Annotated in this window: 19 protein-coding genes and 1 pseudogene; 16 read left to right on the plus strand and 4 right to left on the minus strand. The window is 69.3% G+C overall.

Annotation, left to right across the window (positions count from 1 at the left end; all coding sequences use genetic code 11):
* Positions 1 to 186: 186 nt before the first annotated feature.
* Entirely contained in the window at positions 187 to 930 is a 744-nt protein-coding gene (locus ASE78_RS12930; RefSeq protein ID WP_056497806.1) for a prepilin peptidase, read from the minus strand.
* Between the two features lie 110 nt (positions 931 to 1040).
* On the opposite strand from ASE78_RS12930, the gene ASE78_RS12935 reads away from it, so the two are divergent.
* From ASE78_RS12935 to ASE78_RS12990, 12 genes are all read left to right on the plus strand, one after another.
* The gene (locus tag ASE78_RS12935; protein ID WP_082467201.1) at positions 1041 to 2225 is read left to right on the plus strand and encodes an acetyl-CoA C-acyltransferase; all 1185 of its coding nucleotides are present in this window, start codon (positions 1041 to 1043) and stop codon (positions 2223 to 2225) included.
* 217 nt (positions 2226 to 2442) lie between these two features.
* Positions 2443 to 4722: an FdhF/YdeP family oxidoreductase gene (locus ASE78_RS12940; RefSeq protein WP_056497807.1), complete on the plus strand. Its 2280-nt coding sequence runs from the start codon at positions 2443 to 2445 to the stop codon at positions 4720 to 4722.
* Entirely contained in the window at positions 4719 to 5498 is a 780-nt protein-coding gene (gene fdhD / locus ASE78_RS12945; protein WP_056497808.1) for a formate dehydrogenase accessory sulfurtransferase FdhD, read from the plus strand. The genes ASE78_RS12940 and fdhD overlap by 4 nt, the downstream gene beginning before the upstream one ends.
* Positions 5498 to 6049: a molybdenum cofactor guanylyltransferase gene (locus ASE78_RS12950; protein WP_200911064.1), complete on the plus strand. Its 552-nt coding sequence runs from the start codon at positions 5498 to 5500 to the stop codon at positions 6047 to 6049. The genes fdhD and ASE78_RS12950 overlap by 1 nt, the downstream gene beginning before the upstream one ends.
* A gap of 32 nt (positions 6050 to 6081) precedes the next feature.
* Complete coding sequence (locus ASE78_RS12955) at positions 6082 to 6558, plus strand: chemotaxis protein CheW (RefSeq protein WP_056497810.1); 477 nt, start codon at positions 6082 to 6084, stop codon at positions 6556 to 6558.
* Positions 6555 to 7826 carry a CheR family methyltransferase gene (locus ASE78_RS12960; protein ID WP_082467228.1) on the plus strand — a complete coding sequence of 424 codons (1272 nt, stop codon included), beginning with the start codon at positions 6555 to 6557 and terminating at the stop codon, positions 7824 to 7826. Before ASE78_RS12955 ends, ASE78_RS12960 begins: the two co-directional genes overlap by 4 nt.
* Complete coding sequence (locus ASE78_RS12965) at positions 7823 to 8338, plus strand: chemotaxis protein CheW (protein WP_056497812.1); 516 nt, start codon at positions 7823 to 7825, stop codon at positions 8336 to 8338. Before ASE78_RS12960 ends, ASE78_RS12965 begins: the two co-directional genes overlap by 4 nt.
* Positions 8339 to 8341: 3 nt before the next feature.
* Positions 8342 to 10000: a methyl-accepting chemotaxis protein gene (locus ASE78_RS12970; RefSeq protein WP_056497813.1), complete on the plus strand. Its 1659-nt coding sequence runs from the start codon at positions 8342 to 8344 to the stop codon at positions 9998 to 10000.
* 5 nt (positions 10001 to 10005) lie between these two features.
* Complete coding sequence (locus tag ASE78_RS12975) at positions 10006 to 12006, plus strand: response regulator (RefSeq protein ID WP_056497814.1); 2001 nt, start codon at positions 10006 to 10008, stop codon at positions 12004 to 12006.
* A gap of 7 nt (positions 12007 to 12013) precedes the next feature.
* A complete protein-coding gene (locus ASE78_RS12980) occupies positions 12014 to 13057 on the plus strand; it encodes a chemotaxis protein CheB (RefSeq protein WP_200911058.1) in 1044 nt (347 codons plus the stop codon).
* Entirely contained in the window at positions 13054 to 14709 is a 1656-nt protein-coding gene (locus ASE78_RS12985; protein ID WP_056497816.1) for an ATP-binding protein, read from the plus strand. The genes ASE78_RS12980 and ASE78_RS12985 overlap by 4 nt, the downstream gene beginning before the upstream one ends.
* Complete coding sequence (locus ASE78_RS12990) at positions 14709 to 16508, plus strand: response regulator (RefSeq protein ID WP_056497817.1); 1800 nt, start codon at positions 14709 to 14711, stop codon at positions 16506 to 16508. The genes ASE78_RS12985 and ASE78_RS12990 overlap by 1 nt, the downstream gene beginning before the upstream one ends.
* Here the strand turns inward: ASE78_RS12990 and ASE78_RS12995 are convergent.
* Complete coding sequence (locus ASE78_RS12995) at positions 16480 to 17202, minus strand: hypothetical protein (RefSeq protein ID WP_156351501.1); 723 nt, start codon at positions 17200 to 17202, stop codon at positions 16480 to 16482. The two genes, ASE78_RS12990 and ASE78_RS12995, sit on opposite strands and share 29 nt — an antisense overlap.
* The gene (locus ASE78_RS13000) at positions 17192 to 17815 is read right to left on the minus strand and encodes a L,D-transpeptidase family protein (protein WP_056497819.1); all 624 of its coding nucleotides are present in this window, start codon (positions 17813 to 17815) and stop codon (positions 17192 to 17194) included. The genes ASE78_RS12995 and ASE78_RS13000 overlap by 11 nt, the downstream gene beginning before the upstream one ends.
* Before the next feature lie 143 nt (positions 17816 to 17958).
* Between ASE78_RS13000 and ASE78_RS13005 the strand changes: the two genes are divergently transcribed.
* Positions 17959 to 18666: a murein L,D-transpeptidase catalytic domain family protein gene (locus tag ASE78_RS13005; protein WP_055759830.1), complete on the plus strand. Its 708-nt coding sequence runs from the start codon at positions 17959 to 17961 to the stop codon at positions 18664 to 18666.
* Between the two features lie 217 nt (positions 18667 to 18883).
* Positions 18884 to 20938 (plus strand): NAD(+) synthase, encoded by a 2055-nt coding sequence (locus ASE78_RS13010; RefSeq protein WP_056497820.1) that lies wholly within the window; start codon positions 18884 to 18886, stop codon positions 20936 to 20938.
* Positions 20939 to 21447: 509 nt separating this feature from the next.
* Here the strand turns inward: ASE78_RS13010 and ASE78_RS13015 are convergent.
* On the minus strand, positions 21448 to 22314 hold the full coding sequence (locus ASE78_RS13015; RefSeq protein WP_056497821.1) for an oxygenase MpaB family protein: 867 nt from the start codon (positions 22312 to 22314) through the stop codon (positions 21448 to 21450).
* A 104-nt stretch (positions 22315 to 22418) separates the two neighbouring features.
* Between ASE78_RS13015 and ASE78_RS13020 the strand changes: the two genes are divergently transcribed.
* Positions 22419 to 24059: a histidine kinase famiy protein gene (locus tag ASE78_RS13020; protein WP_082467202.1), complete on the plus strand. Its 1641-nt coding sequence runs from the start codon at positions 22419 to 22421 to the stop codon at positions 24057 to 24059.
* Positions 24060 to 24158: 99 nt separating this feature from the next.
* A pseudogene (locus ASE78_RS19580) lies at positions 24159 to 24509 on the plus strand (hypothetical protein); the annotation flags it as partial.

Below are 24509 nucleotides of genomic sequence, written 5' to 3' on the forward strand. Positions count from 1 at the left end.
CCGGACGGCGGCTCAGGCGCCTCCCCTCCCTGACAAGGGAGGGGCTGGGGGTGGGTCGGCCCGAGAGGAAACGTAAGCGCTCCACAACCGGCCAACCCCCCCCCCCCCCCCCCCCCNACCCCCAACCCCTCCCTGACAGAGAGGGGAGAAGATTGGGACGGCATTTCGTTGAATGTCGATCCGGCCCTAACCGCCTACACTCCAGACGAGGAAGGCGGCGATTGCGAGCAGCGTGCCGAGCGGCAACCGGTCGGTCGCCTTCACCTCGCGCCCCGCGATCCGCATCGCCACCACCACACACAGCCCGGCGACGGTCGCGACCAGCAACACCACCGGCAACGCGCGCCAGCCGAGCCACAATCCGATCGCGCCGAACAGCTTGGGATCGCCCCCGCCCAGCCCGGTCCGCCCGCGCATCGCGCGATAGAGCGTCGCCACCAGCCACAGGCTGCCGAACCCGGCCAGCCCGCCGATCGCCCGGTCGCTGAAATCGGGCGCGATTCCGCCAAGTCCCCCCGCCGACGCGACCAGCGCCAGCGCGATCGTCAGCCGGTCGGGCAGCCAGAAGGCGGCAAGATCGATCGCGCCCGATGCCAGCAACAGCCAGCCGCACACCGCCCCGGCCACCCCCTCGATCCCCGGCGCGACCAGCCCGGCGACGATGCCGATCGCCGCGCCCAGCACTTCGGCAACGAACTGGCCGGGCGCGATCGCGTCGCCGCAGGTCCGGCATCGACCGCGCAAGGCGAGAAAGCTGACGATCGGAACCAGCTCGACCGGCCGCAACGTCCGCCCGCATCCGTCACATGCCGATCGGCCGGCGGCGACGCTGCGCCCCGCTGGCCAGCGGATCGCCAGCGCGCCGATGAAGCTGCCGAACACGCCGCCCAGCAGCCCCAGCAGGATCGGCCAGAACAGAGGACTCACCATGATGCCGCCTATCCCCCGCCCGACCCGCCGACGCAACGCCGCTGGCATCGCCCGCCCCCACGCCCTAGATACGGTATCAAACGAAACATAATCGTGTCTGGAGAGAGCCCGTGTCCGATCCCGTCGTCATCCTGTCCTATGCCCGCACGCCGATGGGCAGCTTCCAGGGCAGCCTTGCCGGGGCGAGCGCGACGCAGCTCGGCGCGACGGCGGTCGGCGCGGCGGTCGAGCGTGCCGGCCTGTCGGGCGAGGCGATCGAGCGTATCTACATGGGCTGCGTCCTCCCCGCTGGCTTGGGACAGGCCCCGGCGCGACAGGCGGCGCTGGGCGCGGGGCTGCCGACCCATGTCGAGGCAACGACGGTCAACAAGATGTGCGGATCGGGGATGCAGGCGGCGATCATGGCCGCCGACGCACTGGCGGCGGGATCGGCCGGGCTGATCGTCGCGGGCGGCATGGAAAGCATGACCAACGCGCCGTACCTCTCGACCCGTCACCGTTCGGGCGCGCGGATCGGCCACGACCGGCTGCTCGACCATATGTATCTCGACGGGCTGGAGGACGCCTATGATCCGGGCAAGCTGATGGGCAGCTTCGCCGAGGAGACGGCGGCCGAATATCAGTTCACCCGCGTTGCGCAGGACGACTATGCGATCGAATCGCTCCACCGTGCCCAGCGCGCGCAGAAATCGGGCGCGTTTGACCGCGAAATCGTGAGCGTCGAGGTCGCCGGCCGCAAGGGCACGACGACGGTGCGTGAGGACGAACAGCCCGCGCGCGGCGACGTGGCGAAAATCCCGACGCTGAAACCCGCCTTTGCGAAGGACGGCACGATCACCGCCGCCAACGCCTCGTCGATTTCGGACGGGGCGGCGGCGCTGGTGCTGACGCGCCAGTCGGTCGCCGACCGGCTGGGGCTGACCCCGGTCGCGCGGGTCGTGGCGCATGCCGGCCATGCCCATGCCCCCGCGAAGTTCGCCACCGCCCCGGTGTTCGCGATGCGCAAGGCGATGGCGCGTGCCGGCTGGTCGGCGGGCGACATCGATTTGTTCGAGGTGAACGAGGCTTTCGCCTGCGTCGCGATGATCGCGATGCGCGACCTCGGGCTGTCGCACGACACGCTCAACATCCACGGCGGGGCGTGTGCGCTGGGCCATCCGATCGGGGCGAGCGGCGCGCGGGTGCTGGCGACGCTGTTGTCGGCGCTGGAGACAACCGGCCAGCGGCGCGGCCTCGCCTCGCTGTGCATCGGCGGCGGCGAGGCGACGGCGATGGCGGTGGAACTACTCGACTGACGACTTCCCTTGTCACCCCGGACTTGTTCCGGGGTCCACCTGCCCGCACGCGCCGTCCCGCGATCGTCAGATGGCATCGTTGGCCGATCGGTGGACCCCGGAACAAGTCCGGGGTGACGACAGGACGACAAGCGGAGCGTACCCTCCCACGCTACAGCGGAACTTTCCAGCATCCCCCGACGTAGCCTACGCTTAGGCGTAGCCGGAAGGAACAAACGTGGCGGATCGCGAAGATACGGTTGGATATGACGGTCCGGCCGGCGGCTGGGGTTCGGTCAAGGGCATGTCGAAGATTCTCGGCAAGGAGAAGAACCGCCCCGCCGCGCTGGCCCAGCTTGCCCGCCAGAACAAGTCGAAGGGGTTCATGTGTACCTCCTGCGCATGGGGCAAGCCCGCCGAGCCGCACCCGTTCGAATTCTGCGAGAATGGCGCGAAGGCGACATTGTGGGACCTGACCCCCAACCGCTGCACCCCCGAATTCTTCGCGAAGCACAGCGTCACCGAACTGAAGCGCTGGAAGGACTTCGACCTCGAACACGAAGGTCGCCTGACCCATCCGCTGCGCTACGACCATGCGACCGACCATTATGTCGAATGTAGCTGGGATGAGGCGTTCGCCGCGATCGGGGCCGAACTGAAGGCGATCGATCCGAAGAAGGCAATCTTCTACGCCTCGGGTCGGGCCAGCCTTGAAACCTCGTATCTGTGGGCGTTGTTCGCGCGGCTTTATGGCCACAACAACCTGCCCGACAGCTCGAACATGTGCCACGAGACGACGTCGGTCGCGCTCAAGAAGACGATCGGCGCGCCGGTCGGCACCTCGATCCTCGACGATTTCGAATCGTGCGACGCGATCTTCTTCTTCGGGCAGAACACCGGATCGAACAGCCCGCGCTTCCTCCACCCCTTGCGCGACGCGGTGAAGCGCGGGTGCAAGGTGGTGACGTTCAACCCGGTCAAGGAACCGGGGCTGATTGCCTTCACCGATCCGCAGAACCCGTTCGAGATGGCGACACGCGCCGAAACCAAGATCTCGTGCCAGTACCATCAGGTCCGCCCCGGCGGCGACGTGGCGGTGATGATCGGCCTCGCCAAGCACGTCCTCGCCGCCGAGGACAGGAGCTGGGCCGAGCACAGGGTCCATGTGCTCGACGTCGATTTCATCGAACAGCATACCAACGGCTTCGACGCCTTCGCCGCGATGGTCCGCGCGACCGACTGGGCCGACATTGAGAAGGAAAGCGGCCTGACCCGCGCCGCGATCGAGGCGGCGGGACAGGTGTATGTCGAGGCCGACCGGACGATCGGCATCTACGGCATGGGCCTGACCCAGCAGGTCAACGGGTTCGACAATGTCGCGACCTACGTCAACCTGTTGCTGATGAAGGGCAATATCGGCCGCGACGGGACCGGCATGTCGCCGGTGCGCGGGCACAGCAATGTGCAGGGCCAGCGCACCGTCGGCATTTCGGAAAAGCCCGAACTGGTGCCCAACGACCGGTTGCGCGAACTTTACGGCTTCGATCCGCCAATGGACCACGGCCACAACACCGTCACCGCCTGCGAAGGGATATTGAAGGGTGAGATCGACGCCTTCGTCTCGCTCGGCGGCAATTTCCTGCGCGCGATCCCCGATCTCGAACGGATCGAGGCGGCGTGGCCGGCGATGCGCCTTACCGTGCAGATCGCGACCAAGCTCAACCGCAGCCACCTCATCAACGGCCGGACCGCCTATCTCCTCCCCTGTCTTGTCCGCACCGAGGTCGACGTGCAGGCGGGCGGTGAGCAGATCGTGTCGATCGAGGATACGTTCAGCCACATCCACGGATCGATCGCGACCCATCCGCCCGCCAGCGAGCATCTGAAATCGGAGATCGCGATCCTCGCCGGCATCGCCAAGGCGACGCTGCCGCCCAACCCGAAAGTCGACTGGGACGGCTGGACCGCCGATTATGCGAAGGTCCGCAAGCAGATCGAGCTGACCTACCCCGAGGAATTCCACGATTTCGAGGAACGGATGTTCACCCCCGGCGGCTTCTATCGCGGCAATTCGGCGCGCGAGCGGGTGTGGAAAACCGAAAGCGGCAAGGCAGAGTTTACCGTGCCCAAGACTCTGTCGGGTACCGACATTCCCGATGCGCCGGGCCGGCTGCGGCTCATCACGCTGCGGTCGAACGATCAGTTCAACACGACGATCTATGGCTATGACGATCGTTTCCGCGGCATCTCCGGCACGCGCGACGTGGTGCTGATGAACCCGAAGGAGATCGCGAAGGCCGGGCTGCACAAGGGACAGGTGGTGACGATCGTCGGCGACGGCGACGACGGCATCGACCGCCGCGTCGGCGGATTGAAGATCGTGCCGTTCGACCTGCCCGACGGCTGCATTGCCGGCTATTATCCCGAACTCAACCCGCTGATCCCGATCGGCTGGCACGACCGCGAATCGAAGACCCCGGCGGCCAAGGCCGTGCCGGTCCGTATCCACGCCGGATGAGCGAGACGCCAAGCGCCATCCGCAGCTTCGCGCGGGTGGCGGCTGCCGGCACCCCCTCGCCCACCGACCAGCCGGTCGCGGTCGAGGCGCCGGTCGCGATCGAAATCGACGGGCTGGGCTATGCTGTGCTGATGGCGACGCCCGCCGATCTGGCCGACCTCGCGACCGGGTTCGCGCTGGCCGAGCGGTTGATCGACCATGGCGGCGAACTGGTCGACGTGGACGCGCATGCGATCGATCGCGGTACGTTGCTGCGCCTGACGCTGATCCCCGACCGCCACGACCGCGTCGCCGAACGGGTGCGCCATCGCGTGTCCGAATCGTCGTGCGGATTGTGCGGGATCGAAAATCTCGAACAGGCGCTGCGGCCGCTGCCGCCGCTCACCGCGCATAGCGATGCGACGCCGGCGGCGATCCTTGCCGCCGCCGCCGGCTTGCGCGACCATCAGCCGCTGTCGCGCGAGACGGGGGCCGCGCATGCCGCCGCGCTGTGCGCCGCCGACGGGACGATCCGGCTCGTCCGCGAGGATGTCGGCCGGCACAATGCCTTCGACAAGCTGATCGGCGCGATGCGGCGCGAGGGCCATGACTGGGACGGCGGCTTTGCGCTACTCTCGTCGCGCTGCTCGTTCGAGCTGGTCGAAAAGGCGGTGCTGGCCGGCTGCCCGCTGCTCGCCACCCTGTCGGCCGCGACCAGCCTCGCGATCGATCGCGCCGCCACCGCCGGGCTTCCCTTGCGCACCGCCGTGCGTGGCGACACGATGCTGGCGTCGTGATGCGGGTGCTGGGCGCGATCATCGCCGGCGGACAGGCCAGCCGCTTCGGCAGCGACAAGGCGCTGGCGCTGCTGGACGGACGCGCGCTGATCGACTGGGTGGCCGATGCGCTTGCCCCACAGGTCGATGCGGTCGTCGTCGTTGGGCGCGATCATGGCATGCTGGCGTCGGTGCCCGATCGGCCTGCGCCGGGTCTGGGGCCACTCGGCGGGATCGCCGGGGCACTGCACCATGCGACGGCGCGAGGGTTTACGCAGGTGCTGACGGTGCCGTGCGACGCACCGTTCCTGCCCAAGAACCTGCGCCAATTGCTGAACGCCGCTACCCTCCCTGAAAGGGAGGGGAGTAGTGCCGCCTTCCTCGCCGACCTGCCGGTCATCGGCTGGTGGCCCGCCACTGCGTTGCCCGCGCTCGATACCCTCCTCGCCGGAACCGGATCGCGATCGATCCGCGCGTTCGGCGACCGGATCGGCGCGACCGCCGTCGCCGCGCCCGCCATCGCCAACGTCAACACCGCCGACGATCTCGCGCGGCTTGCGCAACACGACTGACAGGCCGTCCCCCGATCGATATAGCGCGCAGGATGACCGGCCCCTTCCTGATCCTGCGCACCGGCGCACAGCGGCTCGCGCTGCCGATGGCGGCGGTGCGTGGCGTTCTGCCGCTGCTGCCGGTCGAGACGACGCCGGGGCTGCCGCGCCCGCTGCTGGGCTTCATCGATCTGCGCGGGCAAATGGTGGCGGTGCTCCACCCGCTGGCGCTGCTCGATCCCGCCGCGCCGGTCGGGCCGGTCGGGCTGTTCGCGCACCTCGTCCATCTGAAGGGCGCGGACGCCCCCTGCCTGCTGGTCGACCGCGCAGAAGATGTCGTGTCGGGCGAGGTCGGCGGCATCGACCCCGCGCTCAGCCTGAACGAAGCGATCATCGGCGAACTGGCGGTGGGCGACACGGTCGCGCATGTGATCGATCCCGACCGGCTGCTGCTGTCGGCCGAACGCCATGCGATCGACCGGCTGGCCGCCGCCGCCGCCGCGCGGCGCGACCAGTGGACGGCGGCATGACACTGCCGCGCAACGACCCCGTCTTCGCGCAGGTCAAGGCGATGGTGATCGAGCGCACCGGCCACCATTATTACATCGACAAGGACGGGCAGCTTTTCGAACGCATCGCGCAGCGCATGGCCGATCGCGGCGACGCCACGCTCGCCGCCTATCGCGACCGGCTGCTGCGGGCCGATGGCGACGAATGGCCGCGCCTCGAAAGCGCGGTCACGATCAACGAGACGTTCTTCTTCCGCTTCGCCGAACAGTTCGACGCGCTGCGGACGCATATCCTGCCCGCGCTGATCGAGGCGCACCGGGTGGACAAGCGGCTGCGCATCTGGAGCGTCGGCTGCTCGACCGGCGCGGAGGCGCATTCGATCGCGGTGCTGCTCACCGACCTGCTGGGCGACGCCATCGCCGACTGGCGGATCGCGCTGACCGGCACCGACATCGACGAGGCGGCGCTGGAGGTCGCGCGGCAGGCCGACTATGGCGCATGGTCGCTGCGCACGCTGGGCGAGGCCGAACGCGCCCGGCTGTTCGACCGGACCGGCGATCGCTACCGGTTGAAGGACCGCTATCGCGGGATCGCCCGGTTCGAACGGCACAATCTGATGGCGATGATCGCCGATGCCGCACCGCTGCATTTCGATGGCTACGACCTGATCCTGTGCCGCAACGTGCTGATCTATTTCGCGCATGACGATGCGACGCGGATCGTCGGCGCGCTGGCCGACCGGCTGGCGGGCGACGGGTTGTTGCTGCTCGGCCATGCCGAACCCAATCCGACGTTCGATGCCGTGGCCGATCCGGTACAGGTCGGCGGCATCCTCGCCTATCGCCCGCATGGTTCGGTGCCGCGCCCGTCCGCGCCGGCGCCAGAACCGCTCCGCCCGGTCGCGCCGCCGGTCCGCCGCGAACCGCGCATCGCGCTGCCGCCCCGCGCCGTACCGCCACCCCCTGCTCCGCCGCCGGCCGTCGCGCGCGCGCCCGATGCGGTCGCCTGCTACCTCACCGCGCTCGGCGCGATGGCGGCGGGCGAGCGCGAGCGGGCCGAGCGCGGCTTTCGCGACGCGCTCTACCTCGACCGGTCGTTCGCGATGGCGCATTACCTGCTCGGCCGCCACCTGCTGGCGCAGGGGCGCACCGACGATGGCCGCCGCAGCCTGACCAACGCGCTGCGCGTCGCCGCCGCCCTGCCGCCCGATGCCGAACTGGCCGAGGGCGAGGGGATGACCGCCGGCGCGATGGCCGCCGCCGCCCGCCACGCGATCACCACGCTGTGACGGTGCTCACCATCATCGCCGACGGGCTGGACGATGCCGCGATCGCCGCCGTGCTACGCGATCGGCAGCGACGGGTGGCGCAGGCAGGCGACACCGCCGCCCATCCCACCGAAACGCTGCTCGCCTTCGATCTGGGGGGCATCGCCCATGGCCTGCCGATTGGTGACGTGCGCGCCGTCGCCGCGCTGCCGCCGGTGTCGCGCGTACCGCAGACGCCGGGCGCCTTGCTGGGGTTGGTCGCGTGGCGCGGGGCGGTGGTGAACCTGTTCGCGCCCGCCGCCGCACTGAGGCGCGAGGCGACGACGGCGGGGGCGATGATCGTGCTGCGCCACGATGCGCCGCGTATCGCGCTGGCGGTCGACCGGCTGCTCGGCGTCGTCACCGCGGGCGTGGATCCGGCACCCCCGACGCTCACCCGGCTGGTCGATACCGGCGGCGGCGACCGCCTGACCCGGATCGACCCTGCGCAACTGATCGATCACCTGCTCCCGAAGAGCCTTCAGGAAGGATAAGCCTTGTCCGTTTCCACCCGCATCGCCGCGGGGTTCGCCGCGATCACCGCCATCCTGCTCGCCCTCGGCCTCTATGCGCTGGCGCAGATCGGCGACGTGCGCACGACCGTCGACCAGATCGTCGGGCGCGACCTTGCCTCGATCCAGGCGCTCGGCCGGATCGATCAGGCCTTGTCGCGCAAGGTCGAGGCGCGCGGCACGATCGTCCGCGCGTTCCTGACCGACGATGCGGCGGGCGTGCGCGACGGCACGGTCGCATGGCGCGCCGCGATCGACGATGCGACCCGCGACATCGCCGAACAGCAGCGCGCCGCCGAAAGCTACCGCGCCGATGCGATCACCAACGCGCGCGCCGAACAATGGACGCGGATGGTCGCGCAACTGGGCGACGCCGAAGCGGCGCTGTCGCGCACGCGCGGCGATGTCGAGGCGCAACTGGCGGCGGTGCGCGGCGGGGATCGCGCGGCGGTACTGGCCGCCGAAACCGGCATCGTGCGCGATCATGCCGCGACCGTCGCCCGGCTGGCGCAGGCGCGCGAGACGCTGAACATCGCGATCCAGCGCGGCAGCGAGGCGACGCGCGACGTATATGATACCAGCCGGCGCTCGATCCTGATCGGCCTGCTGCTCGCGGTCGTCATCAGCGTGGTGGTCGCGGTGACGATCCGCCGGTCGGTGGTAGGCCCGTTGAGCGAGTTCATGGGCTTCGTCGGGCGGATCGGCGGCGGCGACCTGTCGACCACGACTGCCGCGACCGGCAAGGACGAACTGGGGCGGCTAGGCATGACGCTCAACGACATGGTCGGGGGCCTGCGCACCATCGCGACGCAGAACCGTGCCGCGACCGAGAATCTGAACGCCGCCGCGACCGAAATCCGCGCCTCGACGCAGGAACAGGCCGCCTCGGTCGAGGAACAGTTGGCGGCGGTGCAGGAAACAGCGGCGACCGTCGACGAGATCACCCACAGCGGCGCGCAGATCAGCCGCCGCGCGCAGGAAGTGATCGCGGCGGCACAGGCGACCGCGCAGGTAAGCGATTCGGGTCTCACCGCCGTCGCCGACACCGCGCGTGCGATGGACGCGATCCGCGATCAGGCGGAGGCGGTAGCGACCAACATCGTCGCCCTGTCCGAAAAGACGCAGGCGATCGGCGACATCATCGCGACCGTCAACGACGTGTCCGAACGCTCGCACCTGCTCGCGCTCAACGCCTCGATCGAGGCGGCGGCGGCGGGCGAACAGGGGCGCAGCTTCGCGATCGTCGCCGCCGAGATGAAGATGCTGGCCGATCAGGCGAAGGGCGCGACGCGCAACGTCCGCTCGATCTTGGGCGACATTCAGCGCGGCATCAATTCGTCGGTGATGCTGACCGAGGAAGCGGTCAAGCGCATCGCCTCGGGCAAGGAACGCACCGATCAGGGCCATGCCGCGATCGAGGAACTGGCGGCGCGGGTGCAGGAGAATGTCCAGACCTTCCAGCAGATCGTCGCGTCGACCAACCAGCAGCAGATCGGCATCGAACAGGTGACGATCGCGCTGCAGAACATCCGCCAGGCATCGCAGCAGACCGCCGCCTCGACCCGCCAGCTCGATCAGGCGGCGGGCGACCTCAGCGACCTGTCGCGCACGTTGGTGTCGCTGACCGAACGCTACCGTCTGTAACCGCCGTGGACGAGCTTGAGGCCGAATTGCTGGCGGCGTTCGCGTCGGAACTGGCCGAGCATATGGCGGGCATCCGTACGAGCCTTGCCGATGCCGATGCCGGCCGCGCGGTCGACCTGCGCGAATTCAGCCGCCGCGCGCACAGCCTGAAGGGAGCGGCGCGTGCCGTCGACCTGCCCGACACCGAAGCGGCGGCGCACGAGATGGAGGCGCTGCTGCTGGGCGTCGAGCGCGGCGAGGCGGCACTCGATGCCGTGACGATCGCCGCGCTGCGGGCATATGCCGACGCGATCGAGGACGGCGCGGCCCCCGCCCCCGATCCCGCGCTGCCCGTGGCGGAGGACGACCGCCGCGTCGCGCTGCCCGGCCACCGCGTCGAACGGCTCGGCCGCTCGTTGAGCGTCCTTGCCACGCAGATCGCCGATCAGGGTGCCGTCACCGACCGGTTGCAGGCGCTGTGCGACGATCTGGCGGGATTGCAGGCGCTGGTGGCGCAGGGCGGCAATGCCGAGGCGGTCCGTCGCGTCGCGCAGGCGACGACCGAGGCCGACCGCATCCGCCGCCTGCACCGCCGGCTGGCCGACCAGCTCGAACGCTCCTCGGCCGAACTGGAACGCGACGGCGAACGGCTGCTGCTGCAACCCGTCGCCACGCTGTTCGACGGATATGAACGCGCCGTGCGCGACCTCGCCACCGCCGAGGGCAAGACCGCGCGGCTGCTGCTGCCCGACGTGGAGGGCGAGGCTGACCGGCGGGTGCTGGCCGCCTTGCGCGATCCGCTGCTCCACCTGCTGCGCAACGCGGTGCGCCATGGCATCGAACCGCCCGGCGTCCGCGTGGCAGCGGGCAAGACCGACGAGGGGCTGATCGCGATCGAAGCGCGGATCGATCGCGGCCGGCTGACGCTGACCGTGCGCGACGACGGGCGCGGGCTGGACGACGGCGCGATCCTCGCCCGCGCGCGGGCCGCCGGCCTGATCGCGCCCGATGCGCCGCGTCCCGCCCCGGCGGCGCTCCACGCGCTGCTGTTCGAACAGGGATTTTCGACCGCCGACCGGCTCGACGAGGTCGCCGGGCGCGGCATCGGCCTGTCGGTCGTCGCGGAGACGGCGCGGCGGCTGCACGGATCGGCGACGATCGCCCCGGCGGCGGGCGGCGGCACCGCGATCCGCCTCACCGTGCCACTCACCCTCACCCGCCGCACGCTGTTGCTGGTCGAGGTGGGCGCGATGCTCTGCGCGCTGCCCGCCGATGCGGTGCGCCACGTCCGGCGGATCGCACCCGCCGACCTGCACGCCAGCGGCGACGCGACGATACTGGTCGTGGATGGCGATCCGGTGCCCGTTACCCGGCTGGGCGACGTGCTGGGCGAAGCGCACGGCGCCGGGGGCACGATGCTGAACGCACTGGTGCTCATTGCCGACGGGCAGCGCCGCGTGCTGGTGGTCGACACCCTGCGCGAAGTCCGCGCGCTGCTGGTCGGTGATCCGCAGGCGATCGCCGCCGACGTGCCGCTGGTGCTGGGCACGGTGCTGGTCGGCGGCGCGGTCGTCCTCGTGCTCGATCCGGCGCAACTGGTGCGCGACCGCCCCGGCATGCCGCTGCTGCCTGCCGCGACCGCCACCGATGCGGCGCGCACGCGCACCATCCTGGTCGTCGACGATTCGATCACCACCCGTACGCTGGAACGCAGCATCCTTGAAGCGCAGGGCTACCGCGTGCTGGTCGAGGTCGACGGCCTTGCCGGGCTGGAGCGGCTGCGCTCGGGGATCGATGCGATCGACCTTGTCGTCGCCGATGTCGAAATGCCGCGGATGGACGGCTTCGGATTGCTTGCTGCAATACGGAACGATCCGGCACTGAAAACGCTACCCGTCGTCATGATGACCTCGCGCAACAGCCCCGACGACATCGAACGCGGCCTCGGCCTCGGGGCCGATGCCTATGTCACCAAGCAGGATTTCGATCAGGGAACGCTGGTCGGCGTGGTCCAGCAACTGCTCTGACCCCTCCATGCCGCGTCGCACCACCCCCGCCCGCGTGATGATCGTCGAGGATTCGGCGGTCGTCCGCCGTCTGTTGACCCATATCGTCGCGGGCGATCCGCGTTTGAGCGTCGCGGCGGCGGTGGCGAGCGCGGAGGAAGCGATCGCCGCGATCCCGAGCGTCCGGCCCGACGTCATCTCGATGGACATCCGCCTGCCCGGCATCGACGGGCTGGAGGCGACGCGGCGGATCATGGCCGATCATCCCACACCGATCGTCGTCGTTTCCGCCTCGATCGATCGCGGCGAACTGGGCAACAGCATGGATGCGCTGCGCGCCGGTGCGCTGTCGGTCGTCGAAAAGCCGGTCGGGCTGGCCGACGCCGCCTATGTGCAGGTCGCCGCCGAAATCCGCACCCAACTGGCGATCATGAGCGAGGTGGCGGTGGTTCGTCGCCGGATGCGCGAACCGGCGCTGTCGCCGCCGGTCATGCCGCCGCGTACCCGCGCACCCCGCGTCCTGCTGGTCGCCGCCTCGACCGGCGGGCCGCCCGCGCTCGCCCGGCTGTTCGCCGCGCTTCCCGCCGACTTTCCGCTGCCGATCCTGCTCGTCCAGCACATGGGGGCAGGCTTCATGCAGGGCTTCGCCAACTGGCTGGACAGCGTCGTGCCGCAGCAGGTGGAACTGGCCCGTCACGGCGACCTGCCGCGCCCCGGCACCATCCATGTGGCACCCGGCGACAGTCACCTGACGATCGGCCGGGCCGGCACGATGACCGTCTCGACCGACCCACCGGTCGGCGGGCAGCGCCCCTCGGCCACCCGCCTGATCGAAAGCGGGGCGACCGCGCTCGACGGCGCGGCGCTCGCGATCGTCCTGACCGGCATGGGCGACGATGGCGGGGCCGGGGTCCAGACCCTGCTCGCCGCCGGCGGATCGGCGGTGGCGGAGGACGCGACCACCGCCGTCGTCTATGGCATGCCCGCCGCCGCGCAGCGCGCCGGCGCCCTCTCGCTGCCGCTCGGCATGATCGGCCCGCATGTCCGCCGGATCGTGGAACGGCGGGCATGAGCGACGCCGCATCGATCCTGCTGGTCGAGGATTCGGATACGCAGGCGCTGCAACTGCGCCGCATGTTCGAACGCGCCGGCTTGACCGTCGAGCGCACGCGCGACGCCGAAACGGCGCTCGGCATGCTCAACGTCCGCCGCCCCGACCTGCTCGTCGTCGACTATCGCCTGCCCGGCATGAACGGCGACGAACTGGTCCGTATCGTCCGCCAGACGACCGCGACCCGTACCCTGCCCGTCCTGATGCTGACCGGCGACGATGCGTCCGACATCGAACGGCAGGGGCTGGACAGCGGTGCCAACGCCTATGTCCCCAAGCGCGGCGGCGGCGAACTGATCGTCTCGCGGGTCCGCGCGCTGCTGCGGCAGGCACGGTCCCGCCCGGTCGAGGACGGCCCCGCCCCCGCGCTGCGCCGCGCCCGCCTGTTCCTGCTGGGCGGGGTGAGCGCGGACCGCGACACGTTGTTCGTGCGGCTGACCGCCGATGGCTATGACGTCGGTGACATCGGCACGCGCGTCGCGGCGCTCGCCGCGATCGACACGGACGGGGCCGACGGCATCCTGATCGTCGAACATGACGGCGCGACCCGGTTCCAGACGACGCGACTGCTCGACGCGCGCCGCACCGCGCGCGCCAGCGGCATCGCGCTGGTCGCGCTGACCGACGATGCCGATCCCGCGACCGTCCTTGCCGGGCTCGCCGCCGGGGCGGACGACGTGGTGCCGCAGGGGCGCGACGGCGACATGCTGCTCGTCCGCATCCGCGCGATCGTCCGCCGCAAGCTCGCCCGCGACGAGGAAGCAGCGGCGCTGGAGCGCGACCGGACACAGGCGGTGGCGCTGGCGCAGGCGCGGGCCGAAGCCGAATCGGCCGAACGCCTCGCCCATGCCAATGCCGAACTGGCTGGCGCCAACGCGCTGCTGCGCGAGACGCAGGCGCAACTGGTGCAATCGGCCAAGATGGCGTCGCTCGGCGAACTGGTCGCCGGCATCGCGCACGAGATCAACAACCCGCTCGCCTTCATCCTCGCGCATCAATCGACCGTCGAACGCGCGGTCGGCGCGGCACGCGGCGCGACCGACGATGCGACGCGCGAGACGCATCTGACCAAGGCGTCGGACCGGCTCGACTCGATCCGCTCGGGCCTCACCCGTATCCAGGAACTGGTGGTGAAGCTGCGCCGCTTCTCGCGGCTCGACGATGGCGAGGTATCGCGGATCGACGTGCCCGAAGCGATCGATTCGGTGCTGACGCTGCTCGCCCCGCGGCTCGGCACGGTCGGCGTGACGCGCGACTATGGCCCGGTGCGCCTGCTCGAATGTTCGGGCGCACTGGTCAATCAGGTGGTGATGAACATCGTCGCCAATGCCGCCGACGCGGTCGATCCCGCCTGTGGCCACATCACGGTGTCGACCGCGTCGGACGGCGGCCGCTTCACCATCCGCATCGCCGACAACGGCCCCGGCATCCCGCCCGACCGGCGCGAACGGGTGTTCGAACCGTTCTTCACCACCAAGGATGTCGGGGCCGGCACCGGCCTCGGCCTCGCCATCGCGTACGGCGTGGTCCGCTCGCACGGCGGGACCATCGCCATCGAAACCGCCGCGCAGGGTGGCGCGGCATTCGTAATCACGATACCGGAACGGCCGTAATGGAAAAACCCGGCACCCCGCCCCTGCTGCTGCTGGTCGATGACGAGCGCGAGATCCTCGTGGCGCTGACCGATCTGCTCGAGGATCGCTACCGGGTGCTCGCCACCACCTCGCCGGTCGAGGCGCTGGGGCTGGTCACGGCGAACCCCGACATCGCGGTGATCGTCTCCGACCAGCGGATGCCCGAATTGACCGGCAGCCAGTTTCTGGGACAGGCCCGGCCGACGACCGATGCGGAGGCGATCCTGCTGACCGGCTATGCCGATCTGTCGGCCGTCGTCGCCGCGCTAAACGACGGCGCGATCAGCGGCTATGCCAACAAGCCATGGGACGGCGACGCGCTGCGCGCGATGATCGATGCCGCCGCGACCCGCTTCGCGTTGCGCCGGGCGCTGGCGTTCGAGCGGGCGGCGTTCGACGGGCTGATGCGCAGCTCGGGCGACCATGTCGTCATCCTCGACCACGAGGGTGCCGTCGTGCGCGGCGACGGCGCCCCCGCCGACTTCGCCGATCGGGCCGCACTGGCCGGCGAGGCGATGGCCGAGGAGGAACGGCAGGACGGCGAGGCCGGCGGCGGCGAACGCTGGACGCTGGTTCAGCGCATCCCCTTCGGCCCGACCGACCGGCGGTTCCTGCTGCGGATCGAGCGTGACGATACCGAACGCCGCCTCGCCCAAAGACGTCGGCATCAGTCGGAAAAGCTGGAGGCGCTGGGGACGCTGGCAGGCGGGATCGCGCATGATTTCAACAATCTGCTCGCCGCCATCCTCGGCAATCTCGAACTGGCGCAGCGGCGGATCGACGATCCCGTCCGGCTGCAGCGTTTTCTGTCCGCCGCGCGCGAAGCGGCGGGCCGGGGCAGCGCGATCACCCGCCGCCTGCTCAGTTTCAGCCGCCAGCGCGACCTTGCCGCCGAAACCTTCCACCCCGATACGGCGATCCGCGCGGTCGAGGAACTGATCGTCCGCACCGCCGCCGGGCGCATCCGCCTCGCCTATGATTTCGCCGATCCGGCGTGGGCGGTACGGACCGATCCGGGGCAGTTCGAACTCGCGCTCCTGAATCTGGCGATCAACGCGCGCGACGCGATGGGGGGTCAGGGGATCGTGTCGATCGCCACCGCCAACATCGCTGATGCCACCGGCATGGCCCACGGCCTGTCGGGTCCGTTCGTCCGCATCTCGGTGGGCGACACCGGCACCGGCATCGACGATGCCTTGCGCGAACGGGTGTTCGAACCGTTCTTCACCACCAAGGCGCAGGGGGTCGGCACCGGGCTCGGCCTGCCGATGGTGCGGGCGATGGCCCGGGCGGCGGGCGGCGAGGTGACGATCGACAGCCGTTTGGGCGAAGGCACCACCGTCCACCTCTGGCTCCCGCCGGTCGCTGCCGAGGCGCTGGCCGCACCGACCGCCGCCGCCGGGCCGGTTGCCCCGCGCCGCGTCCTGCTGGTCGAGGACGATGCCGAGGTGCGCCACGTCGTCACCGCGCAGCTCGAGGCGATGGGCCATCACGTCACCGCCTGCGCCACCGCCGACCGCGCGCTCGCCGCGCTCCGGCCGGGCTATTGCTGCGACCTGCTCATCACCGATTACGCCATGCCGCTGCTGTCGGGCGTCGAGCTGGCACAGCGGGTCCATGCCTGTTGTCCGGGACTGCCGGTGCTGCTCATCACCGGCTTCGCCGAGATCGGTGAACGGCAGGTCGATCTGCCCGTCCTGACCAAACCGTTCAGCAGCGATCAGTTGCACGCGGCGATCGCCGGCGTCCTCAACGTGGACAGCGCACCCGGCGGATAGGCGCGCCCTCGCCCGCGATCGTCAGCACGTCACCCGCGACTCGCAGCGTCTGCCGCGTCGTCCAGCGTTCGCCCTCGCCGCTATAGGCCACCGCGATCGCCACGCCCCCGGCGACCGGCGTCACCGCCGTCACGTCGCCAAGGCTTTCGTGGAAGCGCAGCTCGCGCGGGGAGATCGTCACGCCTTCGATCGAGGTGGCGGGCGCGGCACAGGCCGCCGCGTCGCGATCCCACCGCCCGAGGAACGCCGCCGGGATCGTCGCCTGCGCGCGCGGCGTCGGAAAGGCACAGCCGCGCGCGGTCCGTCCGCCCACCGTCAACACGCTGCGGAACGGGCGCGGCTCGCCCGACATGTCGTCCGCGCACGCCTGATCGATCACGGTGACGGTCACGCCCTCGGCCCGCCAGCGCCGCCCGTCCGGCACCGCGTCGCGCGCGACGATCCCCAGCCGCCGTTCGGGCAGGTCGACCCCCGACAGGCGGATCGCATCGCCATCGATCGCGGCAGAATAGAAGGGCTCGTTGGTCGTCGCCGTCACCGCATCAGGGATTGCCGAGGTCGCGGTCGGCACCGGCACCGGCGTGGGCGTCGCCACCGACATGACGACGCTGGCGGTCGGTTCGGGCGCAGGGACAGGCGCGCCACCACATCCGGCGAGCATCGCCGCCAGCCCGATCGTCACCCTACCGCGCACGCCCGCCCCCGCCGCTCACCCGGTCGTCACGCGCCGCCAGCATGCCCGCGATCGTGCCGTCGAGCACCGGCACCGCATCCGCCGGACGCCGCGCCGGAAAGGCGATGACCTCGTTCACCACCGCCACCTGCCCGCCCAGCCGCGTCACCTGAAACAGCGCGCGGGCGAACGGCGTCGGGATACGGATGCAGCCGTGCGACGCGGGGTATCCCGGCAGGCTGCCGGCATGCAGCGCCACCCCGCCCCAGGTGAGGCGCTGCATGAACGGCATCGGCGCGTTGTTGTAGAGGTTGGAGCGGTGGAACGGCCGCTTTTGCAGGATGACATATTCGCCGATCGGGGTGCGCTTGCCCGGCTTGCCGGTCGACACGGTCGACGCCCCGACCAGCCGATCGCCGCGATAGACGAACGCCATCTGCATCGGCACGCTCACCACCATGCTGACCTCGCCGCCCTGCGCCGGATCGTCGGCCCAGCGATGGTCGCCCGGCCGCATCGTCAGCACCGCCCGCTCGATCGCCAGCGTGTCCGCGTCCTGCGCCATCGCGGGGCACGACACCATCGACAGGATCAGGGCGAGACGCAGCCGCATCGCGACCTTATCGGACAGCATATCCGGTTTGGCAAACGCGCCGTTAACGATACGCAGGCGACCGGCCGTTGCAACGCTGCGGCAGACGGCGGAACGCACAAACCGCCGACAATTGAACCGGTTCCAGTAGTCGTTTAATTATACGGAACAGCGGAATCATGAGGATGTGGATGCAGGACGCAGAGGTTCGGTCGCGGCGAGCGGTATTGAAGGCGGCGGGCGGGCTCGCCGGTCTGCTGCTGACACAGGGCTGCGTCCGTCCATCGGTTGGTCCGGTCGCCTCGGCTCCGGTGCCGCATGCGCCCTATCCGTCGCTGGCGCGGATGCCCGCCCAACCGGTGCGGACGATGGCCGCGCCGGCCACGGTCAATCCCAAGCTGTTCGAACGCGCCGTCGCCGCGCTCGACCGCCACTCGCACAGGCTGCGCCGCACCGATCGCATCGTCATCGCCGACTTCGCGCTCGATTCGGCGCACCCCCGGTTCCAGTTCATCGACATGCACAGCGGCGTCGTATCGGCGATGCGCGTGACGCATGGCAGCGGATCGGACCCGGCGCATCGCGGCCAGCTCGAACGCTTCAGCAACATCCCCGATTCCAACGCGACCTCCGAAGGCGCGTTCACCACCGACAACTACTATATCGGCAAGCATGGCCGCTCGCAGCGGCTGGTCGGGCTCGATCCGACCAACGACAATGCGCTGATGCGCGCAATCGTCATCCATGGCGCATGGTATGCCAACCCGGAAATGATCGCCCAGCACGGCAAGCTCGGCCGCAGCCAGGGCTGTTTCGCGGTCGCCGAGGGCGATCTGGCGCGCGTGTTCGACCTGATCGGCGAAGGTCGGATGCTGTACGCCGCCAAGGTGTAACGCCCAGCCGTCACCCCGCACGCCACCGTCACCCTGGACTGGTTCCGGGGTCCACCGGGCAACAGGTGACCCCCGTCGCGCCTCCATCGTCATCGCTTGCGGCAAGGCGGACCCCGGAACCAGTCCAGGGTGACGGGCAGCGAGTGACGAACAGCCTCCCCAAACCACCACCCCTTCGCGCTGGCATCCCCCCACCTGCGCCGGTACAACCGCGCCCATGGCCGCGCACCCCTTCGCCTCGATCCACACCCATGGCCTGCTCCGCGTCGGGGCCTGCACGCCGCTGGCCAGCGTCGGCGATCCCGCCGCCAACGCCCGCGCCGCGATCGAGCTTGCGCGCGAGGGGCATGATGCCGGGGCCGACCTGCTGGTCTTTCCCGAACTCAACCTCACCTCCTATGCGATCGACGACCTGCATCTTCAGGACGCGCTGTGCGACGCGACCGAAGCGGCGCTCACGCAAGTGGTCGCCGCCAGCGCGGACCTGAACCCCGTCCTGTTGCTTGGCGCGGCGCTGCGGCGCAGCGGGCGGCTCTACAATTGCGCGGTGGCGGTATCGCGCGGGCACATCTTGGGCGTCGTGCCCAAGACCTATCTGCCCAACTACCGCGAATATTACGAGAAGCGCTGGTTCGCGTCTGGCGCCGGCCTGACCGGCCTGTCGATCCGCGTCGCCGGACAGGACGCGCCGTTCGGCACCGACCTGCTGTTCGCGGCCAGCGACCTGCCCGACTTCGTGTTCCACGCCGAAATCTGCGAGGATTACTGGGCGCCGCTCCCCCCCTCCACCGCCGGGGCGCTGGCTGGCGCGCTGGTGCTGTGCAACCTCAGCGCGTCGAACATTGTCATCGGCAAGGCGCGCGAACGCGAACTGCTGTGCGCCTCGCAATCGGCGCGCACGCTGTCGGCCTATGTCTATTCGGCGGCGGGCATGGGCGAGAGCACGACCGACCTGTCGTGGGATGGCCAGGGGATGATTCACGAACTCGGCGAACTGCTCGCCCAGTCGGCCCGCTTCGACCGGGCGAACGGCGCGATCTATGCCGATGTCGATCTCGCCCGGCTGCGGCTGGAGCGGATGCGCAACGGCACCTTCAACGATTGCGCCGCCGCCAACGGCCATCCCGAAACCCGCTTCCGCCGCATCGCCTTCGATCACCGGCCGGGCTTCACCGACATCGGCCTGCTGCGCGCGGTGCGGCGCTATCCCTTCGTCCCCAACACCCCCGACCGGCTCGACGACGACTGTTACGAAGCGTTCAACATCCAGGTCGAGGCGCTGCGCCAGCGCCTCGTCGCTTCGGGTGCCAAACGGCTGGTGATCGGCGTGTCGGGCGGGCTGGACTCCACCCATGCGCTGATCGTCGCCGCCAAGGCGTTCGACCGGCTGGAGCGGCCGCGCAGCGACATCCTCGGCTTCACCATGCCCGGCTTCGCGACCGGCGAGGCGACCAAGGCCAATGCGTGGACGCTGATGCACGCGCTCGGCATCACCGGCGCGGAGATCGACATCCGCCCCGCCGCGCGCCAGATGCTTGCCGACATGGACCATCCCTTCGCGCGTGGCGAAGCGGTCTATGACGTCACGTTCGAGAATGTGCAGGCGGGGCTGCGCACCGACTATCTCTTTCGCCTCGCCAACCAGCGGCAGGGGATTGTGCTGGGCACCGGCGACCTGTCCGAACTGGCGCTGGGCTGGTGTACCTATGGCGTCGGCGACCAGATGAGCCATTACGGCGTCAACGCCGGCGTGCCCAAGACGCTGATCCAGTATCTGATCCGCTGGGCGATCCGCACCGACCAGTTCGATGCCGCCACCGACACCGTCCTCGACGCGATCCTTAACACCGAAATTTCGCCCGAACTGGTGCCCGCCGACGACCAGGGCCGGATGCAGAGCACCGAGGACCGCGTCGGCCCCTATGCGCTCAACGACTTCTTCCTCCACCATATCGTGCGATACGGCATGGCCCCGTCTAAGGTAGCCTTCCTGTGCCACCACGCCTGGGCCGATGCGACCAAGGGCCACTGGCCGATCGACTTCCCCGAGGATGCGAAGGGTGCCTACGCCCTGCCGGTGATCGCGGCATGGTTGGAGAAATTCCTGTGGCGCTTCTTTCAGACCAGCCAGTTCAAGCGCTCGGCGCTCCCCAACGGCCCCAAGGTATCGGGCGGCGGCGCGCTCTCCCCCCGCGGCGACTGGCGCGCGCCGTCGGACGGCGTGGCGCGGGCGTGGGTGGAGGAGTTGAAGGCGGGATTGCCGCTGCTGTAATAGTAACATCCCAATGTTATTCATGATGAAGTGCGGAGTATGCCGTAGGATCGTCTTACACGCTGCGAATCGGTTTAGGCACAGGGTTCGTTACTAACAGTACCCTCAATAACCAATGACCGGCAGCTCCGACTGCCTGTCTTTGCTTCACAAATCCCGGTTTGGTTCGTTGCGCCATGGGTGCTTTTGCCAACTGAAACGCACTCTCCCTCGCATTGACTTCCGCTCGTACAAATTTTCCCGGCATCCGCATATGGGCGAACGCACTCTTCGACATTCCAGTAGACCATGGCCGGCACGCCGCCTTTTGCGTAACATGCTCGCAAGTCTTGCACGGACAACCTTTTCACCATCGGACCATCCAACGAAGCATTAGTCACCGTTGGGACCGCACATAGCGAGAGTAAGGCAGTAAATCGGATAACGAGGAACGAAAGGGAAGCCATCGCTCCGTCATAAGAAAGTTGAGGAACAACTGATAGTGGGCGAAAGCGGAAACCCGACCGCCCCTACCCCTGCGCCCGCGCGGTCTTCTCCGACGCCGACCCGTTCAACGCCCAACGCAGCACCCTAGCCATCCCCTGCGCTCCGGTCCGCGCCGCAACCCTTGCCCCGGCACTCCCCGCATCCAGTTCCAGCATCGCCCGCGCCCATGGCGGCAGCAGGTCGATCGCCGCCGCCGTATTGATCGCGCCGAACCCGCGCAGGAACGGACTCTTGAGCGGCTGGTTCACCAGCGCATCGCGCACCGCCCGCGTCCGGTGGTCGCAGCGCAACTCGTGCCGCATGCGCACCAGATAGGCATCGACCGCCGCGCGGCTGTCGGGCACGTCCACCGCGCCCAGCGCCTGCGCAACCACGACATTCTCGGCGAAATACCGGTCCTGATCGGCGCGCGACAGCATCGGATCGCGGTAGCGCAGATAGCCGCGCAGGAAACAGTCGACCTCGGCGACATGCACCCATGTCAGCAGATGCGGATCGTTGGCGCTGTACGCCGTGCCATCGGGCAGCACGCCGTGGACATGATCGTGGATCATGCGCACCCGGCCGATCAGCCGCCGCGCCTCGGCGGTCCCGCCATAGGTGGTGGCGGCGATGAACTGCGCGGTGCGCTTCAGCCGGCCGAGCATGTCGCGGCGGAAATCGCTGTGATCCCACACCCCGGCAAGCGCGCCGGGATGCAGCATCTGCATCAACAGCGCGGCGGTGCCGCCGATCATCATCGACGAGAAATCGCCATGCACCCTCCAGCTTACCGACCCCGGCCCGAACAGCCCGTCGTCGCCCGGCGCGCGGATCAGGTCGATCGCACCGTCGCCCGCGCCGGTAAGCGCGCGGACCTGCGTAGCGATGGCGTGGCGTACGGGATTCATGCGAACAAAACGTTCCGATCGCGGGCAAAGGTCCGTATCGCACGCGGAACAAAACGGTACGCCAGCGGCTTTGACGGGAAGTTTCGAACCGGTAGAGTACCCCCATGGCGAGCCCTGCGAATACCGAAACGGGCGCGACGGGCGGTCCGCCGCCGCATCTGGCGCAAGCCAACGACGACATGCGCGATCCGAACAACGAAATCTTCTTCGCGGCGGTCAAGACGACGCGCATGCCGATGACCGTCACCGATCCCAACCTGCCCGACAATCCGATCATCTTCGCCAACCCGGCGTTCCTCTCGATGACCGGCTATGGCTGGGACGAACTGATCGGCAGGAACTGCCGGTTGTTGCAGGGACCGGAAACCGATCGCGACACCATCGACGAGATTCGCCGCGCGATCGAACAGCAGCGCGAAACCTCGGTCGAGGTGCTGAACTACAAGAAGAACGGCAGCGCCTTCTGGAACGCGCTGTTCATCTCGCCGGTCTTCGACAAGAACGACAAGGTCCGCTATTATTTCGCCTCGCAGCTCGACGTCAGCCGCCGGCGCGATGCCGAGGACGGGCTGCGCCAGGCGCAGAAGATGGAGGCGGTCGGGCAGCTCACCGGCGGCATCGCGCATGATTTCAACAATCTGCTGACGGTGATCCAGGGGTTCACCGACATGCTGCTCAACCAGATCGACCGCGCCGACGACCGGCCGATCGATCCCGCCCGCGCGCGCCGCTCGCTGAAGGCGGTGATGCAGGCGGCCGAACGCGGCGCGGGGCTGACGCAGCAGCTCCTCGCCTTTTCGCGCAGGCAGAAGTTGCAGGGCCGCGTCGTCAACGTCGACGATCTGGTCGATTCGATGATGCCGCTGTTCGCACGCACCATCGGCACCGCGCGGCTGGCGATCGAGCTGACGCGCTGCGGTTCGCACTGCAACGCGCGGATCGATCCGGTGCAGGCGGAAACGGCGATCCTCAACATCCTGCTCAACGCCCGCGACGCGATGCCCGGCGGCGGCACCGTGCGCATCACCGTCGAAAAGGCGCGGATCGATCCGTCCGACGCCGGTTTCGGCGACGTGGCCAGCGGCGACTATATCGAACTGGCGATCAGCGACACCGGCACCGGCATTCCCGCCGCCATCCGCGACCGCGTGACCGAACCGTTTTTCACGACCAAGGATCAGGGCAAGGGCACCGGGCTTGGCCTGTCGATGGTCTATGGCTTCATGAAACAGTCGAACGGCGCGCTGCGCATCGAATCGGAGGAGGGCAAGGGCACGACCATCCGCCTGCTCTTTCCCGCCGTCGACAGCGCGGCCGATCCGCTTAGCCAGCGCATGCCGCGCGCCGAAGCCGAATCGCAGGGCAGCGAAACCGTGCTTGTGGTCGAGGACCAGAGCGACGTCGGCGATCTGGCGGAGGCGATCCTCGGCGACTTCGGCTATCGCATCCTGCGTGCCTCGAACGGTCCCGATGCGGTCGCCATCCTCGAAAGCGGCCGGCCGATCGACCTGCTGTTCACCGACCTCATCATGCCCGGCGGCATGAACGGGGTGATGCTGGCGCGCGAGGCGCGGCGACAGCGCCCGCGCCTGAAGATCCTGCTCACCACCGGCTATGCCGAGGCGTCGATCGAACGGGTCGATGCGCGCGGCACCGAATTCGATCTCATCAACAAACCGTACAAGCGCGTCGACCTTGCCGCCCGCGTTCGTCAGGTACTGGATGGACCGACCGGCGTCGGATGATAAGAAGCAGTATATCACGAAAATGGTACGACCCTCGCCGGCATATCGGGCGGGCAAGACATGTTGTGGAAAGGCGCGGGTTTGGCGACGATTCCTGAAGTGAATACCCCCTTCGATCCGGTCGACGCGCGATCCCCCTCCGCGCTGGGGCAGGACCTGACGGCCTGCGACCGCGAGGCGATCCATGTCCCCGGCGCGATCCAGCCGCACGGCGTGCTGCTGATCGCCGATGCCGACAGCCTGATGGTCGTCGGCGCGGCGGGCGATTATGCCCCGCTGGTCGGCACCGTCTGGTGGAACACGTCGCTCGCCGCCGTGTTCGGCGAGGCCGGGGTCGCGATCCTCGCGGGCGACGGCACCACCCACACGCTGACGCCGCTGATCGGCGGCGACCGGTCGGCGGTCGCCCACCGCGAGGGGCGCCACTGGCTGATCGAACTCGAACCGCGC

The organism is Sphingomonas sp. Leaf25 (genome assembly GCF_001421635.1).
GTDB lineage: Bacteria > Pseudomonadota > Alphaproteobacteria > Sphingomonadales > Sphingomonadaceae > Sphingomonas.

Bases quoted from the DNA above. Each gene is read 5' to 3' on its own strand.
- ASE78_RS12930 (WP_056497806.1), bottom strand. From the start codon at position 930: ATGGTGAGTCCTCTGTTCTGGCCGATCCTGCTGGGGCTGCTGGGCGGC.
- fdhD (WP_056497808.1), top strand. From the start codon at position 4,719: ATGAGCGAGACGCCAAGCGCCATCCGCAGCTTCGCGCGGGTGGCGGCT.
- ASE78_RS12950 (WP_200911064.1), top strand. From the start codon at position 5,498: ATGCGGGTGCTGGGCGCGATCATCGCCGGCGGACAGGCCAGCCGCTTC.
- ASE78_RS12955 (WP_056497810.1), top strand. From the start codon at position 6,082: ATGACCGGCCCCTTCCTGATCCTGCGCACCGGCGCACAGCGGCTCGCG.
- ASE78_RS12960 (WP_082467228.1), top strand. From the start codon at position 6,555: ATGACACTGCCGCGCAACGACCCCGTCTTCGCGCAGGTCAAGGCGATG.
- ASE78_RS12980 (WP_200911058.1), top strand. From the start codon at position 12,014: ATGCCGCGTCGCACCACCCCCGCCCGCGTGATGATCGTCGAGGATTCG.
- ASE78_RS12985 (WP_056497816.1), top strand. From the start codon at position 13,054: ATGAGCGACGCCGCATCGATCCTGCTGGTCGAGGATTCGGATACGCAG.
- ASE78_RS12990 (WP_056497817.1), top strand. From the start codon at position 14,709: ATGGAAAAACCCGGCACCCCGCCCCTGCTGCTGCTGGTCGATGACGAG.
- ASE78_RS13000 (WP_056497819.1), bottom strand. From the start codon at position 17,815: ATGCTGTCCGATAAGGTCGCGATGCGGCTGCGTCTCGCCCTGATCCTG.
- ASE78_RS13005 (WP_055759830.1), top strand. From the start codon at position 17,959: ATGTGGATGCAGGACGCAGAGGTTCGGTCGCGGCGAGCGGTATTGAAG.
- ASE78_RS13010 (WP_056497820.1), top strand. From the start codon at position 18,884: ATGGCCGCGCACCCCTTCGCCTCGATCCACACCCATGGCCTGCTCCGC.
- ASE78_RS13015 (WP_056497821.1), bottom strand. From the start codon at position 22,314: ATGAATCCCGTACGCCACGCCATCGCTACGCAGGTCCGCGCGCTTACC.
- ASE78_RS13020 (WP_082467202.1), top strand. From the start codon at position 22,419: ATGGCGAGCCCTGCGAATACCGAAACGGGCGCGACGGGCGGTCCGCCG.